Origin of the sequence: Micromonospora echinofusca (assembly GCF_017614955.1) — a bacterium.
GTDB classification, from domain to species: domain Bacteria; phylum Actinomycetota; class Actinomycetes; order Mycobacteriales; family Micromonosporaceae; genus Micromonospora; species Micromonospora echinofusca_A.
In genome coordinates this window covers 1-16667 of record NZ_WVUH01000148.1, presented here as the reverse complement: position 1 = coordinate 16667, position 16667 = coordinate 1, and the positions used below count along the sequence as shown (strand labels likewise).

The 16667-nt window shown below is 72.8% G+C and carries 11 protein-coding genes; 5 read left to right on the top strand and 6 right to left on the bottom strand.

Annotated elements, in window-relative coordinates; genetic code table 11:
* Positions 1-31 precede the first annotated feature (31 nt).
* A complete protein-coding gene (locus GSF22_RS35430) occupies positions 32-2860 on the bottom strand; it encodes a helix-turn-helix transcriptional regulator (RefSeq protein WP_208814750.1) in 2829 nt (942 codons plus the stop codon).
* A 284-nt stretch (positions 2861-3144) separates the two neighbouring features.
* Here GSF22_RS35430 and GSF22_RS17825 point away from each other — a divergent pair, with 284 nt between their 5' ends.
* From GSF22_RS17825 to GSF22_RS17805, 5 genes are all read left to right on the top strand, one after another.
* On the top strand, positions 3145-4227 hold the full coding sequence (locus tag GSF22_RS17825) for a ferritin-like domain-containing protein (RefSeq protein ID WP_208814749.1): 1083 nt from the start codon (positions 3145-3147) through the stop codon (positions 4225-4227).
* Between the two features lie 37 nt (positions 4228-4264).
* On the top strand, positions 4265-5827 hold the full coding sequence (locus GSF22_RS17820; RefSeq protein ID WP_208814748.1) for an AMP-binding protein: 1563 nt from the start codon (positions 4265-4267) through the stop codon (positions 5825-5827).
* Complete coding sequence (locus GSF22_RS17815; RefSeq protein WP_208814747.1) at positions 5824-7092, top strand: MFS transporter; 1269 nt, start codon at positions 5824-5826, stop codon at positions 7090-7092. Before GSF22_RS17820 ends, GSF22_RS17815 begins: the two co-directional genes overlap by 4 nt.
* A 159-nt stretch (positions 7093-7251) precedes the next feature.
* Positions 7252-8208, top strand: a complete 957-nt coding sequence (locus tag GSF22_RS17810; protein ID WP_208814746.1) for a GNAT family N-acetyltransferase — start codon at positions 7252-7254, stop codon at positions 8206-8208.
* A gap of 169 nt (positions 8209-8377) precedes the next feature.
* Entirely contained in the window at positions 8378-10201 is a 1824-nt protein-coding gene (locus GSF22_RS17805) for an AfsR/SARP family transcriptional regulator (protein WP_208814745.1), read from the top strand.
* Between the two features lie 298 nt (positions 10202-10499).
* Here the strand turns inward: GSF22_RS17805 and GSF22_RS17800 are convergent, their stop codons facing one another.
* The 5 genes from GSF22_RS17800 to GSF22_RS17780 form a co-directional block, all read right to left on the bottom strand.
* The gene (locus GSF22_RS17800) at positions 10500-11237 is read right to left on the bottom strand and encodes a helix-turn-helix transcriptional regulator (RefSeq protein ID WP_208814744.1); all 738 of its coding nucleotides are present in this window, start codon (positions 11235-11237) and stop codon (positions 10500-10502) included.
* A complete protein-coding gene (locus tag GSF22_RS17795) occupies positions 11234-12505 on the bottom strand; it encodes an ATP-grasp domain-containing protein (RefSeq protein WP_208814743.1) in 1272 nt (423 codons plus the stop codon). The genes GSF22_RS17800 and GSF22_RS17795 overlap by 4 nt, the downstream gene beginning before the upstream one ends.
* Positions 12505-14097: a condensation domain-containing protein gene (locus GSF22_RS17790; protein WP_208814742.1), complete on the bottom strand. Its 1593-nt coding sequence runs from the start codon at positions 14095-14097 to the stop codon at positions 12505-12507. The genes GSF22_RS17795 and GSF22_RS17790 overlap by 1 nt, the downstream gene beginning before the upstream one ends.
* Positions 14094-15347 carry a cytochrome P450 gene (locus GSF22_RS36140; protein ID WP_307804081.1) on the bottom strand — a complete coding sequence of 418 codons (1254 nt, stop codon included), beginning with the start codon at positions 15345-15347 and terminating at the stop codon, positions 14094-14096. The genes GSF22_RS17790 and GSF22_RS36140 overlap by 4 nt, the downstream gene beginning before the upstream one ends.
* The coding region (locus tag GSF22_RS17780) for a non-ribosomal peptide synthetase (RefSeq protein ID WP_208814741.1) at positions 15344-16667 on the bottom strand (1324 nt) is incomplete at its 5' end. The genes GSF22_RS36140 and GSF22_RS17780, both read right to left, overlap by 4 nt.

Below are 16667 nucleotides of genomic sequence, written 5' to 3'. Positions count from 1 at the left end.
GGACGGGCGGGACGCCCGGAGTGGAGTGCGGTCAGGTCGTCGCCACCTCGCCGGCCGGTACCGGCGCGTCGGACGGGTTCCCGGTGGCGCCGATGAGCCGGGCGACCGCCGCCCGGGAGGACACCCCGAGTTTGGCGAAGATGTTCGCCAGGTGCATCTCCACCGTCTTCTCGGTCACGAACAGCTCCTGCGCCACCCGACGGTTCGTCAGCCCCTGACTGACCAGGGCGGCGACCTGCCGCTCCCGTCGGGTGAGCCGGTCCAGGCCCACCACGTCGGCGGACTCGTCCGGTCGGGTACGCCGGGAGGCGCGCGCCGCCAGCCGGCGCCGCTCCAGGACCGCCTGCCGTGCCAACCGGTGCGCACCGCACGCCTCGAACGCGGCCTGGACCGCCTTGACCTCCCGGTAGCTGTCGTCGACCAGTCCGAGTGCGGCCAACGGGCCGACGCTGACCATGCGGGCCCGGGCGGCGTCCACCACCATGCCGACGGAGGCCAGTTCCCGGGCCGCCACCTGCGCGGCGGCCACCGCCCGCGCCGGGTGTTCGGCCGCGAGCACGTGGGCCCGGGCCAGCAGCGCCAGACCGGTGTGCCCCGGCAGGTCGAACACGGCGGCCACGGCGGCGGCCCGGTCCGCCCAGTGCGCCGCCCGGTCGGCCCGGCCGGCGGCCAGCTCCGCCCGGGTCATCGCCTCGCACCAGCTCACCTGCGAGCACAGGTCGGACGCCGGCAGCCGGTCGCCGTTGGTCGGGCAGTTCCCGGCCGGGTCGCCGCCGGCCAGCCCGATCTCCACCTGGATCCGGCGGACCAGCAGCGCGTACGGCCCGTCCGGTACCGCCGGCAGGGTGTCGGCCTCCGGCGGGCCGTCCCCGGTGGCCCCCACCTGGCTGTCGATCCAGGCCCGGAGGGTGCGGGCCACCGTCACCTCCCGCTCGCCGCCCACCGCGGTGGCCAGTTCCACCGCCTGCTGCACGCACTGTCGGGCCTGCGGCAGCCGCCCCCGGGCCTGCAACGCGACCACCAGGGCGGCCTGGAGACGGGCCAGCAGGGGCAGGTTTCCGCTGTGCCGGGCGGCGGCGACCGCCCGGTCGAGGTGGCGTAGCGCGTCGTCGAACCGTTCGTGCAGGATCTCCGCCTCGATCACCCAGGCGGCGGCCCGCAGACTACGGACGAACTCGCCGTCGAGCATCGCGTCCAGCAGGTTGACCGCCTGGTCGAGCCGGCGACGCGCGGGGGGCAGGTCCAGCGCGGCGGTGTCCGCCACCGCCAGCAGCGCGAGCGTGGTGACCTCCGCCGGGCGTACCGCGTGCTGCTGGGCCACGGTGTGGGCCACGGCGGCCAGGTCCCGGGCGACGTCGGCGTGCCCGGCGGCCAGTTCCAGGCAGGCCAGTTCGAAGGCGAGCATGGCCCGTCCGATGCCCTGCGTGGCGGGCAGCGCGGCGAGTTCCGCCCGGGCGAGGGCACCCGCCTCGGCCGGTCGGGACAGCGCCAGCTCCACCATGACGCAGAGGGAGACCGCGTGGGCCCGGCGGGTGGTCGGTCGGCGTTGCAGCAGCCTGAGCGCCTCGTGCAGGGCGTTGCGGCTACCGGTCAGGTCCCCGGTGACCGCGGTCAACTGGGCCAGGCGGACCAGCAGGACGACCCGTCGCCGGTCGTGGTCGGGCTGGTGCGGCAGCAGTCGCAGCGCCGCCCGCAGCCAGGACACGGCGGTGACCGGGGCGTGGGTCTGCACCGTCAGAGCGGCCCGGTGCAGCATCGTCACCGCGGCCAGGTCGCCGGGTCGGGCGCTGCGGGCGACGTGCGGGGCGAGCGCCTGCGGCGGGGCACCACGCCGGTACAGCACCGCTGCCGCCCGGCCGTGCGCCGCCAGTTGCCAGCCCGGGCTCGCCGCGTCGTAGACGGCCCGCCACACCACCGAGTGCCGGAAGCCGATCAGCTGGTCGCCGGCGACCGGGCGGACCAGGTCCAGTCCGGCCAGCTCGTCCAGGGCCCGGTGCACCTCGGTGTCGGTGCACTGACCGATCTGCGCGACCAGCGCCGGTTCGAAGACCTCACCCGCCACCGCCGCCGCGTCGAGGACCGTACGGGCCAGCGGTGACGCGGTCTCCAGTTCGCCGACCGTCCGCATCCGCACCGCGACGGGCAGCTCACCCACGACCACCGACGCGGTGTCGTACAGGCCGGTGGCGGCGGCGGCCAGCGCGTGCAGGTGCAGTGGGTTGCCGTCGCTGTGGCGGTACAGGGCCCACCGCCACGGTCCGCCCCGCTGGCCGCCGAGCAGTGTCTGGGCGTCCTGCTCGGTGAGCGGGCCGAGGGCGATCTCCCGGACCCGCTCGTCGCCGGGGGCGGCGACCAGCGCCGTGTGCAACCGCACCGGTGCCTGGCGGGGCCGGTAGGCGAGCACGACCAGCAGCGGCATCGGCGAGGGGGACCGCACCAGCTGGGCCAGCAGGGCGACGGTCGCCTCGTCGGCCCAGTGCATGTCGTCGACCAGGACGACGAGCCGGTTGCCGTCCGCCTCACCCGCCCGGTTGACGAGGTCCCGTACCAGGTGGATGGAGGCCGTGCTGTCCGTGGGCGGGTCACCCGGGTCGACCTGTCCGGTGTTGCAGCGGGCACCGTCGACGAGCGCGTCGAGCAGCGGGGCCAGCGGTGGGGACCGGTGTCCGCGGGTGGCCGAGCCGGACAGGACGCGGGCCCCCCGGCGCCGCGCCACCTCGCCGAACTCGCTGAGCAGCCGGGTCTTGCCGATGCCGGGGTCGCCGGTGACCGCCACGACCCGGACCCCGGCCCGACCGGTCGCCTCCAGGGCCCCCCGCAGGACCGCCAACTCGGTGTCACGTCCCACGAACGGGGTCATCGGCACCACTCTCCCGACGCCCGCCTGCAACGTCCGTCCTGCCGCCGCTGACCCCTGGCACCCGTCATATCAGATCGACTCCCATCTTCTGATGCCCGGCCGGATCCGCAATAGACATTAGCAGGATTGTGATTGAAAACTGCGAGCTGCTTATCGTCGCAAAAGCCGCACCGCGCACGGGTCGACACCCCGAGGATCGGGACAACCCTAGGGAACTCCCCAGTGCCCGACAAACGTCCCAGAATTCATAATCAACCGTAGCTATTTATGAGGCGGAGGCATCATTGAGTACCCGGCTGTACGCCCTGCCTGTCGAGCAGACGGGCTGGCACATCAAGGCAGGGAACACCACCGTTTTCGACTGGGACTACGACGAGGGCCGGGACAAACTTCTCACTCTCTACGAGAAGGGCAAGGACCGTCAGTGGAACGGGGCGCAGCGACTCGACTGGAGCATCGAGATAGATCATGACGACCCGATGGGCATACCGGAGGAATCGGTCGCCATCTACGGGTCACGTACCTGGCAGTCGCTTAACAGAAGAGAAAAAGCCAACGTACGGCTACACATGAACTCGTGGCAGTTCTCCCAGTTTCTGCACGGCGAACAGGGCGCCCTGATCTGCTCCGCCAAGATCGTCCAGACGGTACCCGACATCGACTCCAAGTTCTACGCCGCCACCCAGGTGATGGACGAGGCCCGGCACGTCGAGGTGTACTCCCGCTACCTCCGCGAGAAGATCGGTTTCGCCTACCCGATCAACCCGCACTTCAAGAGCCTGCTCGACGACATCATCTCCGACTCCCGCTGGGACATGACCTACCTCGGCATGCAGGTTCTCATCGAAGGGCTCGCGTTGGCCGCCTTCGGTCAGATCCGCGACTACTCCAAGGAACCGCTCGCCCAGGCCCTGAACGCCTACGTCATGCAGGACGAGGCACGTCACGTGGCCTTCGGCCGGCTGGCGCTGCGCGACTACTACCCCGAGCTGACCCAGGCCGAGCGCAACGAGCGTGAGGAGTTCTGCATCGAGGCGTGCCACATGCTCCAGCAACGCTTCGTCGGCGAGGAGGTCTGGACCGCGCTCGACCTCGACGCCGCCGAGTGCATGGCCTTCATGCGGGACTCCGAGCACTACCAGTACTTCCGGTCCAAGCTGTTCTCCCGGATCGTGCCCACGCTCAAGGACATCGGCCTGTTCGGTCCGAAGCTCCAGCGGGCCTTCGCCGACATGGGCGTCCTCAGCTACCAGGACGCCAACCTCGACCGGCTGATGGCCGAGGACGAGACCGTCGCCGACGAGGTCGACCGGCTGCGCCGGGAGCAGGTCGCCCAGGCCATCCGGCTCGGCTCCGAATCGTCCTGACCCCCAGACCGAGCGTCCGGCCCGAGGAGATCGCCCCGTGCACACCCCCACCGCGGTACCCACCAACTACGTCCCGCAGGCGTTGGCGCTGTTCGACCGGTACGGTCCGGCGGAGGCCATCGTGTACGCCGACCGGCGACTGACCTACACGGAACTGGGCGACGGCATCCGGCAGTTGGCCGAGGCCCTGCGCGGGCAGGGGTTCCGGGCCGGCCAGGCGGTGGCGGTGGTCGCCAACAACCACCCGGACGTGGTCATGCTGCACTTCGCGCTGCACCTGCTGGGCTGCCGGTCCGTCTGGGTGGCCCACGCGCCGCTGGAACACCAGTTGGACTTCCTCCGCCAGGCCCGGCCCGACGCCCTGGTGTACGACCCCCGGACCCACGCCGAGGCCGGCGCCGGACTGGCCGGTGGGACCGGCCTGACGGCCGTGTTCAGCCTCGGCCCCGGCCCGCTGGGCACCGACCTGTGGCAGGCGCCCCGCAGGGCACTGGACCCGGCCGACGTCACGGGCGAACCCTCGTCGGTATTCCAGACCAGCGGCACGACCGGGCGCCCCAAGCTGGTCCACCACCGCAACCTGCTGTTCCACACGATCCTCGACCTCGCCACCCGCTGGGTCGGTGCGGGGCGCCCGACCCGGCACCTCTACTACGGCGTCTTCTGGCACGTCAGCTCACAACTGGGCGTCATGGGCATGCTGTTCGCCGGTGGGACGCAGGTGATGTGCGACTCCTTCGACGTCGCCCGGTTCTACGCCCTCGTCGAGCGGGAACGCATCACGAGCACCAACGGCGCCACCCCCCGGCTGTACGAGATGCTGGACTCCCCCCTGCTGGACCGGACCGACCTGAGCACCCTCCAGATGATCAGCGTGGGTGGCTCGACCGTCGCCCCGGCCCGGCTGGCCGAGTCGCTGCGGCGCTTCGGCCCCATCGTGCGGGTCGCCTACGGCATGAGCGAGGCACCGCTGATCACCGAACTCAACGCCGACGAGCACACCCCGGACCGGCCCCACCTGCTGCGCTCCTGCGGACGCGCGTACGGCGACATGCGCATCGCCATCCGGGACGACACCGGACGGGACCTGCCGGCCGGCGAGCACGGCCAGGTGTGGATCTCCGGATCGCTGGTCATGGCCGGATACTGGGGCCAGCCCGAACTGACCGCCGGGACGCTGGTCGACGGCTGGCTGCGCACCGGGGACACCGGACACCTCGACGAGGACGGCTACCTCTACCTGGTCGGACGGGAGCAGGACCGGATCATCACCGGGCCCGGTGCGACCAACGTCTACCCCGGACCGATCGAGGACGTCCTGACCGCGCACCCCGACGTCCACGACGCGGCCGTCGTCGCCGTGCCCGACGACGCCTATGGTGAGGCGGTGTACGCCTTCGTCGTGCCCGGACCGGGCGCCACGGTGACCCCCGGACAGCTCCGCGACCTGGTCACCGAGCGGCTCAACGCGATCTGGACCCCCCGCGAGGTGGAGTTCGTCGACGCCCTGCCCACGATCGGCTACGGGAAGGTCGACAAGCGGAAGCTCCGGGACCGCTACCTCGCCCGTACCGGCGCGGCCGCCGGTCCACACCGGTGACGGTGCCCACCCGGTCCCGGGTCGCCCTGGTCGGGCTGCTCACCGCCGGCACGATCTCCGACACCGGCACCCGGGTGTCGACGGTGACGCTGCCCTGGCTGGTGCTGGTCAGCACCGGCAGCCCCACCAGGATGGGCCTGGTCGCCGCCGCCGAGATGCTGCCCTACGTGCTGATCAGCGCCCTGGGACCACCCCTGGTGGACCGGCTGGGCGCCCGCCGGGTCTCCATCACGGCCGACCTGGCCAGCGCCGCCGGCATGCTGCTGCTGGCCGCCACCTACCACCTGGGGTTCACCGCACTGCTCGGCCAGGTCGCCCTCATCGGCGTCCTCCGTGGACTCGGCGACAACGCCAAACGGGCGATGGCGCACCCGACCATCGCCGCGTCGGGCGTCTCCATGGCGCGGGTCAGCGCCATCGACGACGGCCTGCACCGGCTGAGCATCCTCGTCGGCGCACCGGCCGCCGGCGTGATCATCGCCTGGTTCGGCATCACCCAGGCCATCCTGATCGACGCGGCGACCTTCGCCGTCTCCGCCGCCGTCGTGACGGCACTGATCCCGGCGTCCATCGGCCGACCCGCCCACACCGCCGCGACGGCGCGGGAGCCCTACCTCAAGGCGCTGGGCATCGGGCTGCGCCACCTGCGCTCCGACCAGGTCGCGGTCGGCATCTTCACGATGATGTTCGTCATCAACCTGTTCAACCAGGCCAGCGTCGCCGTCTACATCCCGGTCTGGGTCGACCGGGTGGTCGACGACCCGGCCGCACTCGGTGCGATCAGCGGCGCGCTCGCCCTCGGCGCGGTCGTCGGCAACATCGGTTTCGCCATCGCCGCCAACCGCCTGCCCCGTTACGTCACCTTCACGCTCGGCTTCCTCATCGGCGGCGCCCCGCGCTTCCTGGCCATGGCGTTCAGTCACGACCTGCTGGTGGTGGTGGCCATCACCTTCGTCTCCGGCATCGCCCTGGCCGCCGTCAATCCGATCATCGCCGCCACCATCCTGGAACGCACCCCACCGGCGTTGCAGGCCCGGATGTTCGGCCTGGCCACCGCGGTCTCCTGGGCCAGCATCCCGATCGGCGGGGTCCTCGGCGGGTGGGCCGCGTCCGCGCTCGGGCTGACCGCCGCGATCACCCTGACCGGGCTGCTGTACCTGCTGGTGGCGCTCACCCTGGTGGTCCGCCCCGCCCGGTGGCGCCGCCTCGACGAACCACCGCCCACCGTGGCCGCCAGCACCGACGCCGATCCGGTCCGGACGTGAACCCGACCCCGGCGACCGGGCCACCGTTCCCCGTTGCCCCCGGCCGCGCCGCCCGGCACGGCCCCGGTTGACAGACCCGTCGATGTCCCGACAACCTCGACAGTCCCTGGAGTCCGTACCCCCACGCGGCCGGTCAGCACTGCGGAAGGCGCCAACGACATGCACGTTCGAGACGACTACGGGCTCGCCATCGCCGAAGCGGACGCGCACGAGGCCCTCGCCGCACACCGTGCCGGTGACCTGCCCCCGGTGGCGCTCCTCCGGGTACCCGATCCGCCCCGCGAGACCTGGACCGACCTGGAACGGGCCGGGTTCGTCCGCAAGCCGGTCTGGTTGAGCTGGCGGGCGCCCACCCCGCGCTCGGTCGACGAGTACGCCGCCCGGCTGGCCCGCAAGGCCCGCCAGGACCTCCGCCGGGCCATCGACCGGGCGGCCGACGCCGGGGTACGCGTCGAGGTGCACCGGACCCTCACCGCCGACCAGCTCGACCCGTTCCTGCGCCTGTACGAGAGCCGGGTCAGCGGCATGCGCTTCGGTTTCTCGTTCGCCGGTTCGATGCGCGACGGCATGATCGACAACCCGAGGACCTTCGGTGTCTTCGCCTACGACGACGGTGAGCTGGTCGGTGGCTGCCTGTGCCGGGAGTTCCCCGAGGACGACTCGGTGTGGCTGCTCTTCTCCGCCGTCGAGGCCCGCTGGCGGGAACACAGCCTGGCCCGGGTGATCTACCTGCACGCCTTCGACGAGACCCGCCGGCGCGGCTTCCCCGAGGTGACCATGGGCAACGACCCCAACCTGTACGGGCACGTCGCCAAGCCCGGACTGTTCCTGTTCAAGACCCGCCTCGGCTTCGAACCCGTACCCGCCAAACCCGTCGGCCGGGCCCCGGCCGGCGACTGCGCCGACCTGCTGCTGTCGGTCGACGCGTTGACCACCCCTGTGGTCATGCTGGGGCACGCCGACGAGAACTCCTACCACGGGGTCGCCACGCCACGGCTGACCGCCCGGGTCTTCGGCGCGGGGCCGGAGGTCGACATCGACCGGTACACCACCCGGACCGTGCACACGGTAAGCCGCGTCGAACTGCCGACCCCGGTGGCCGGGGCCACCGGCTGACCACCGTCCGGCCGTCCGGGCGCGACCCGCCGGGGCACCAGCAACCGATTGTGAGGGCGGAAATGGTCTGTTCGTCCCGCTGCCCCCGGCCGTCCGCCGGGGCTACGCAGGTGACCCGTCGTGGGATCCGGATGTCTCCGTGAACACGGACCTCATCGAGGGAAGAGCCATGCCCGACAATCCGTCCGGCCCCGCCGCGACCCGGATCTGTGTCCTGGGCCCGGTGCGCGTCACGCACCTCGACCGCACCGTGCCGCTCGGACCGAAGGTCGCCGGTCTGCTCTCGGCGCTGGTGCTGCACGCCGGCCGACCGGTCGACGCCGGTCAGCTCGTCGACCTGCTGTGGGGTACGTCCGCCTCGGCAGCCGCCGAGACCACGCTCCGCAGCCACGTCTCGCACCTGCGCCGGAAGCTCGACATCCCGCACGGGCCGGGCGCGCCGGTGGCGACCGTCCGGACGGTCGGCACCCCGGCCAGCCGGGGCTACCTGCTGGAGCTGGCGCCGGACAGCGTCGACGCCCGGGTCTTCGAGAACGCGGTGATCGAGGGGAGCCGGCTGCTGCGGACCGGCGGGACCGCGGAGGCACGACAGGCGGCGGACCTGCTCCGGGACGGACTGGCGCTGTGGCGGGGTACCGCGTTCGCGGACATCGCCCACTGGTGGGGCGCGATGGCCGAGATCAACCGCCTGGACGCGCTACGCCGCTCCGCCCTGCAACTGCGCGCCGAGGCGCTCGTCGAGGTCGGCAGCTACCTGGAGGCCACCGGCGAACTCGCCGGCATGATCGCCGTCGACCCGTACAACGAGAAGGTGCGGCGCCTGCTGGCCCTGGCGCTCTACGCCGACCAGCGGGTGGACGAGGCGGCCGAGGTGTGCCGGGAGGGGCTGACCCTGCTGGCGTGCCGTGGTCTCGACGCACCCGACCTGCACGACCTCCAGCGTCGGATCCTGCGCCGCACGGTCCCGGTCGGTACCCGTCCGCCGGTGCCGCGTCTGCTGCCACCGGCGCCGCCGATCTTCGTCGGTCGTACCGTGGAGCTGGACACCGCGACCCGGTTGCTGGGCGGCGCGGGCGGCCACCCCGAGACGCTCGTGCTCAGCGGCCCGGCGGGCATCGGCAAGAGCACCTTCGCCATCCAGCTGGCGCACCAGCTGGCGGGTCGGTTGCCGGACGGGCAGCTCTACGTCGACCTGCGCGGCTTCGACGCGGTCCGGCCGCCGCTGTCCGTCCCGGAGGTCACCCGGACCGTGCTGCTGGCCCTGGGCGTGGCCCCGGAACGGCTCCCGGTCAGCGTGGACGGCCAGTTGGCGCTGTACCGCAGCCTGCTCGTCGACCGTCGGATGCTGATCGTGTTCGACAACGCGGCGGACGCCCACCAGGTGCGGCCGTTGCTGCCCGCGGCGGCCGGCTGTCCGGTCATCGTGACCAGCCGGAGCCGGCTGACCAGCCTGGTGGCGACCGGGACCGCCCTGCCGCTCTCCCTCGGCCCGTTGTCCGATGCCGAGGCACGGGAACTGCTCGATCGGCGACTGGGCGGCGAGCGGACCGCCGCCGAGCCGGCCGCGACGACCGAACTCGTCGACTACTGCGACGGCAACCCGCTGACCCTGGCGGTGACCGCCGCGCAGGCGGCCAACTTCCCGGGGCTGCCGCTGGCGCAGCTGGCGGCCGAACTACGGGCACCCGAGACCCGGCTGGACGCGCTGTCCACGGTGGATGCGACGGTCGACGTCCGGAGTACCTTCTCGGCGTCGTACCGCACGTTGAGCGACGGTGCGGCGCGGCTCTTCCGGCAGCTCGCCCCGACCGTCGAGTCGGAGTTCACCGTGCACACGGTGACGAACCTGCTCAGCACGAGCTCCCGGCGGACCCGTCGGCACCTCGGCGAACTGGCCGACATCCACCTCGTCGCCCAGCGCGGGCCGGGACTGTACCTGCTGCCGGACCTGGTCCGCGCGTACGGCATCGAACTCACCGCCGGCTACGACTAGACCCTGCCCGGGTGGGCCGGCACCGGCCCCACTCCCGCTGCCGGCTGCCCGGCTGACGGCTGACGGCTGACGGCTGCCCGGCTGACGGCTGCCCGGCTGACGGCTGCCCGGCTGACGAACCACACGCTGTCGAGCTGCTGGCATGTCCGGAGCGCTCCAGATGCGCCAGCAGCTCGACAGTCTCCCACTGACTCCCACTGACTCCCACCGGGTCACTGCGGACACCGGCGCCCCGGGCCGCTGCACACCCTCGTGAGAATGGCCGGCTCCCGCTGGAGCATCGAGGAGCTGTTCCCCATCAGCTCGCGGCGGCGTCCGGGACGCCGTACGCCGCCGCCGGGGACCCCAGCACGTCCCGCACCATGAGCACGGCCTCCAGCCGGTTGCGGGCGTCGAGCTTGGCGAGGGCGTGCGAGACGTGGCTCTTGACGGTGGCGCTCGACACCCCGCAGAGTTCCGCCGCCTCGGCGGTGGTCCGACCCTCGCCGAGCAGGCGGAGCACCTCACGCTCCCGGGTGGTCAGTCTCCGCACGGCGTCCTGGGTCCGCCGGTCCACCGCAGCCGGGTTGACGTAGAAGTTCAGCAGGGCCGTGGAGAGTACCCGGTTGCTGCCGGCCACCGCCTGGACGCTGCCGGCCACCCCGCTCAGGTCGGGCTCCTTCACCAGGCAGCCCGCCGCCCCGGCTGCCATCGCGGCGTCGAGGCTACGCCGGGACCAGTCCAGGCAGAGCAGGACGACCCGGATCCGCCGGGCGGTGAGCTGCCGGACCGCGCCGGTCATCAGCTCACCGTGACTGGCCCCGAGGACCGCCACGTCGACCCGGTGCAGCGGCCAGTCCGCGAGCGGTCGGTGGCTGTCCACCCCGGCCACCACGTCGAGTTGGCTGTTGCCGGTCAGCACGTCGTGCAGCAGCCGACGCCAGACCGGATCGTGGTCCGCCACCAGCACCCGGATCCGCGACGGGACGCGGCTCCGCCCGCCGTCGAGCTGCCACGCCGACCGTGGTCGGTGGGTGGTCCCGGACACGGTCGTCATCGCCACCCCCGGTGCAGTTCGGCTGCGCTCAGTCGCCGTACCCCGTCGCCGAGCCGGAACTCGTAGCAGATCCGGTGCTGTGCCTCGTCGAGCAGCGCGGGCAGGTCGGTGTGCCGGTCGCAGTGCCCCCAGAGCAGGTCGAGGTGCCGGGTCATCACGTCGGCCTCGAAGCGGTCGCCCGGTCGCGCGTACGCCCGGAACCCGTCGATGCCGTCGATCCGGCGCACCTCGGCCGCCCCGCTGACCGAGAGCAGTTCGCAGGGCTCGACCGGGGCCAGGGTGTTGTGCTGGAAGTGGACCTTCCCCGGCTGGTCGACCGGGGGTACGGTCACCGGCTGGCCGAGTGCCAACTGCCCGGCGAGGCGGACCACGTCGACGCCGGCGGCGTGCCGGGCCAACTCGTTGATGTGGCCGCCCAGGCGACCGTTCACCTCGATGATCCGGGGCCCGCGACCGGTCAGCTTGATCTCGGTGTGGGTCAGGCCGGGACCCAGGTCGAGCGCGGTGAGGGCCCGGGTGGCGAGGTCGAGGATCTCCTGCCGCTCGGCGTCGGTCACCGCCGCCGGCCAGAACTGTCCGGTCTCCCGGAACGGCGGCACCAGCGGGAACTTCCCGGTGACGGCGAGGTGCCGGAGTCCCTGCGGCCCGTGGTGGCTCTCCACCGAGACGTAGTCGCCGAACGGTCCGCCCGGTCGGCCCACCAGCAGTTCCTCCACCAGGACGGTGGACACCCGCCCGGCCGGCAGGAGCGGGGCGAGGACCCGGTACGCCGTCGCGTCGTCGGTGACCACGTACGTGTTCCGGCTGCCCTGGCCGTGGACCGGCTTGACCACGGCGGGCAGGCCGACGTGGTCCCGGACGGCGGGCCAGTCCTCGATCGAGGAGAGCGGCCGGCTGCGTACGTCGTCGACCCCGTGTCGCCGGAGCCGCTCCCGCTGCCGCACCTTGTCGGTCAGCAGTCCGGTCGTGGCGACCGAGTGGAAGGGCAGGTCGAGCGCGTCGGCGAGCCGGGCCGTGACCGGCAGCATCGGCTCGGAGAAGGTCAGCACCGCCGCCGGGGCGAGCCGGCGCACCGCCGCCAGGTCCGCCGCACGGTCCCCGGTCAGCGGTACGACGTCGCCGAGCCGACGCAGCACCTCCCCGGTGCGCCGGGTGTGCGCGCTGGGGTTGACCAGGAACACCACCGGGCCGAGTTCACGCAGTCCGACCGCGATCTCGGCGCCCGACGCGGCGCCCCGGTCGTACACGACCACCAGCGGGCCGCCCATCAGGTGGTCATCCCCGCCACCGCGTGCAGCGCATCGCGGTACCGCTCCAGGTAGGCCGTCGCCTGTGCCTTGTCGAACAGGTCGGGGTCGTAGGCCACCGCGACGGCGGTACCGAAGTCCCGCGAGTCGATCATGAAGTCGACCATGAACGGGAAGCTGGCCTTGTCGAACGCCCACCACGCGCCGGGCCGGATCGCGGACAGCCGGGCCAGCCCGTCGTACACGTGGAAGTGGGTGAAGTTGAACGCCACGTCGAAGGGCGGCCGGCCCAGCCGTTGTTCGATGCGGGCCAGCGGGTACCGGCGGTGCCGCATCCCCCGCTGTTCGGCGGCGAGGGTACGGCGGCACAGCTCCGCCAGGTCGTCGGGGACGACCGGGATCCGGACGGGCACGGTGTTGAGGAACAACCCGATCAGCAGGTCGGCCCCGGCGGTCTCCGGCCGGCCGTTGACCGTCAGCCCGGTGACCACGTCCCGGTCCCGGCCGGTCCAGGTACTCAGGGCCCGGACGTGACAGCCGAGTACCAGGCTCTTCAGCGGCACCCCGATGGCTGCGGCGGCTGTCCGCAGGCCCGCCAGCAGGGTGTCCCCGATCTCGAAGGTGAGCAGTTCCCGGGGATCGGCCGCGCCACCGAACCGCCCCCGGTCGAGCAGCAGCCCGGGGACGTCTGCCTCCGCCTGCCAGTAATCCGCCGCCTCCGGACTGTCGAGCGCCGCCCGTTCCAGCCGGAGGAAGTCCCGTTGCCCGGTGACGGGCGGCAGCGGCAGGTCCGCCGGCCGGCCGGTGAGCGCCGCGTCGTACAGCGCGAGCAGTTCGTAGCAGAGCCGCGCGTAGCTCCAGCCGTCGAGGACCGCGTGGTGGACCGCCACGGTGAGGTGGAAGCTGTCCGGCAGCGCCGCGACGTGGCAGCGCAGCACCGGCGGGTGGCCCCAGTCGATGGCCTGCGACAGTTGGGTCGCCCGCCAGCGGGTGGCCGGTTCGGCCGTGGCGGCGTGTTCGACGGTCAGTGGCGGCTCCACGGTGGACCACAGCAGCTGCGCGGGGACGCTGTAGCTGCCCAGGTCGAACGAGGAGCGCAGGGCCGGGTGGCGGTCGCAGAGCGCGGCGAGCGCGGCGGTGAACAGTGCCCCGTCGAACGGCCCGGCCACCTCGACACCGACCAGGTCCTGGTAGAGCCGGGGGTCGCCGGACGCCTCGGTCAGGTAGATGAGTCCCACCTGGAGTGCCGAGGCGGGCCAGGCGTCGCACACCCCGGCCGGCATCAGGGCCCGGTCGTACGGGTCGAGGAGGCCGAACGGCTGGTCGTCCTGCCCGCCGTCGTCCCGGTCGCCGGGGCCGGACCGCCCGTCCGGCCCGTCCGGGCCGGGCCACCCGTCCCGGTCGGCCAGCGCCGCCACCAGCTCGCTGACCGTCGGGAAGTACAGCAGGTCGCGCAGCTCGATCGGGATGCCCCGCGCGTTGGCGTCCGCGACGACCCGCAGGGCGATGAGCGAGTCGCCGCCGAGGGCGTAGAAGTCGTCGTCGGGACCGACCGGCTGGTCACCGAGGTGTGCCTGCCAGATCTCCACCATGGCCTGCGTCGTGTCGCTCATCCGTCCCGCTCCCTCGCAGATACCGTGCGGGGCCGGGCCCGCACGGGCAGGTGTGTGATGCCCGCGATGAAGTTCGAGGCCAGGTGCGTGACCGGACCGTCGGGTTCGATCCGGTCGAACGCCCGGAACAACTCGGCGAAGAAGACCGCCAGGGTCATCCGCGCCAACGGCGCCCCCAGGCAGTAGTGCGGGCCGAAGCCGAAGGCGATGTGCCGGTTGTCCGGGCGGGCGACGTCGAACCGGTAGGGATCCGGGAAGACCTCGGCGTCCCGGTTGGCCGACCCGACCCAGACCGCGACCGCCTCACCCCGGCGGACCAGGCCGCCGCTGAGCTCCACGTCGTGGCGGGCATGGCGCAGGAAGCTGTTGGCCGGCGAGGTCCACCGCAGGCCCTCCTCCACCAGACCGGGCAGTGCCCCCGGCGCGGCGGCGTACTGCGCCGGATGCTCGATCAGGGCGAGGACGGTACCGGCGGCGGCGTGCGGGGTGGTGGCGTTCGCGCCGAGCAGCAGGCTGTAGCAGTTGTAGATCACCTCTTCGGTGGACAACCGTCGGCCGCCGGCGAGCATGCTGGTCAGGTACCCGATCAGGTCGTCACGCCGGGGGCACCGGTCGTCGCGGAGCTGCCCGGCGAAGTAGTCGAACAGGCCGTGGTGGGCGATGGCCAGTGTCGCCGCCGGGTGCCGCACGCTCAGCCCGGGATCCTCCGGGGCGGCGGCCATCGCGGTCCACCGGGTCAGCTGGTCCCAGTCCTGTTCGGGGATACCCATGAGCATCCCGGCGACGGCCATCGGCAGCTGGGCGACCTGCTCGGCGAGGTCCCACTCGGTACGGTCGAGCACGGGGTGCAGGACCCGGTGGACCGCCCGGACGACCTGCGGTTCCAGGTCGCGTACCGCCCGGGCGCTCAGCACCCGGTTGAGCGGGGTACGCAGCTCGGTGTGCCGGGGCGGATCGGTCGACACCAGCATCAGTCCGGCCGCCGCATCCCCGTGACCCAGCTGCTGCAACAGGCTGCCCCGCTCCGAGGTGAACTCGCGGTGGTCGCCCAGCACCCGGCAGGCGTCCCGGTACCGGGTGACCGACAGGAAGCTGCGCCCGTCGGGCAGCACCTGCCGGTGCAGCGGATGCCGGGCCCGCATCTCCGCCCACACCGGGTGCGGGTCGCCGTTCGCGTAGAGGTCGGGCGCGAAGAGGTCGACCTCCGCCACCGGCACCGTGAGGGCCCCGGCGTCGCTGGGGATCCTCACCGGGTCTCCTGCATCCGCCCCGCCGCCCGCACGGTACGGGCCAGCCCGGCCGGCGTCGGGTCGAGGTAGAACGACAGCGGGGACACCTCGACGCCGTGCCCGTGCCGGAGCTCCGTGAGGATCTGCACCCCGAGCAGCGAATGGCCGCCGAGTTCGAAGAAGTCGTCGTCGGCGCCGAGACCGTCGAGGCCCATCAGGTCCTCCCAGAGCTGGACCACGGCCCGCTCCAGCTCCGTACCCGGTGGCCGGTGCCCGGCGCTCACCTCGGGTCGACCGTGGGTCTCCCGGTCGGCCAGGGCCGCCCGGTCGACCTTGCCGTTCGCGGTCAGCGGCAACGCGTCCAGCCGGGTGACCCGGGCCGGGACGGCGTACGACGGCAGCGCCTCGGTCAGCCGCCTGCGCAGGTCCAGCACGGACGCGGTGCCGGTGACGAAGGCCGCGAGGCGCCGCCCCCCGGACGGGTCGCCCTGCACCACGACCGCCGCGCCCGTCACTCCCGGCACCCCTGCGGCGACCGCCTCCACCTCGGCCGGCTCGACCCGGAACCCCCGGATCTTGACCTGCCGGTCCCGACGCCCGACGAACTCCACCTGCTCGCCGGCGCGCCGGACGAGATCACCGGTGCGGTACATCCGGGAGCCGGGGGTGGCGGCGAACGGGTCGGCCACGAAGCGGCTGGCGGTGAGGGCCGGGTCGCCGAGGTACCCGTGGGCGAGCCCGGTCCCGCCGACGTACAGCTCACCGACCTCCCCGTCGGGTACCGGCCGGAGCCGGTCGTCGAGCACGTACGCCGTACTGCCCCGGATCGCCCGGCCGATCGGGACGGTGTCACCGGTGACCTCGCCGGTGACCCGGTGGCAGGTGCTGAAGGTGGTGTTCTCCGTCGGCCCGTACCCGTTGACCAGGACGGTGTCCGGGAGCGCCGCCACGGCCCGGTTCACGTGCGGTACGGAGAGCACGTCCCCGCCGGCCAGCAGGTACCGCAGGCCCCGCAGGTGGTCCAGGCCGTTCTCGACCGCCCGGTGGAACAGGCCGGCGGTGAGCCAGAGCACCGTGGCGCCCTGTTTGCCGGCATAGGCGCAGAGCTCCTCCGGCGAAAGGTCCTCCGGCGGCGGGACGACCAGGCACGCGCCGTTGAGCAGCGGCCCCCACACCTCCAGCGTGGACGCGTCGAAGGCCAGCGGCGCGTACTGCACGAACACGTCGTCGGGGTGGACCGGCAGGAATCCGTTGTCGACCACCAGACGGACCACGGCCCGGTGCGGTACGCACACGCCCTTGGGCCGGCCGGTGGATCCCGAGGTATAGGCGAGGTAGGCG

What these genes read in the sequence shown, in the direction of transcription:
- GSF22_RS35430 (WP_208814750.1), bottom strand. Translation starts at nt 2,860, where the DNA reads ATGACCCCGTTCGTGGGACGTGACACCGAGTTGGCGGTCCTGCGGGGG.
- GSF22_RS17810 (WP_208814746.1), top strand. Translation starts at nt 7,252, where the DNA reads ATGCACGTTCGAGACGACTACGGGCTCGCCATCGCCGAAGCGGACGCG.
- GSF22_RS17805 (WP_208814745.1), top strand. Translation starts at nt 8,378, where the DNA reads ATGCCCGACAATCCGTCCGGCCCCGCCGCGACCCGGATCTGTGTCCTG.
- GSF22_RS17800 (WP_208814744.1), bottom strand. Translation starts at nt 11,237, where the DNA reads ATGACGACCGTGTCCGGGACCACCCACCGACCACGGTCGGCGTGGCAG.
- GSF22_RS17795 (WP_208814743.1), bottom strand. Translation starts at nt 12,505, where the DNA reads ATGGGCGGCCCGCTGGTGGTCGTGTACGACCGGGGCGCCGCGTCGGGC.
- GSF22_RS17790 (WP_208814742.1), bottom strand. Translation starts at nt 14,097, where the DNA reads ATGAGCGACACGACGCAGGCCATGGTGGAGATCTGGCAGGCACACCTC.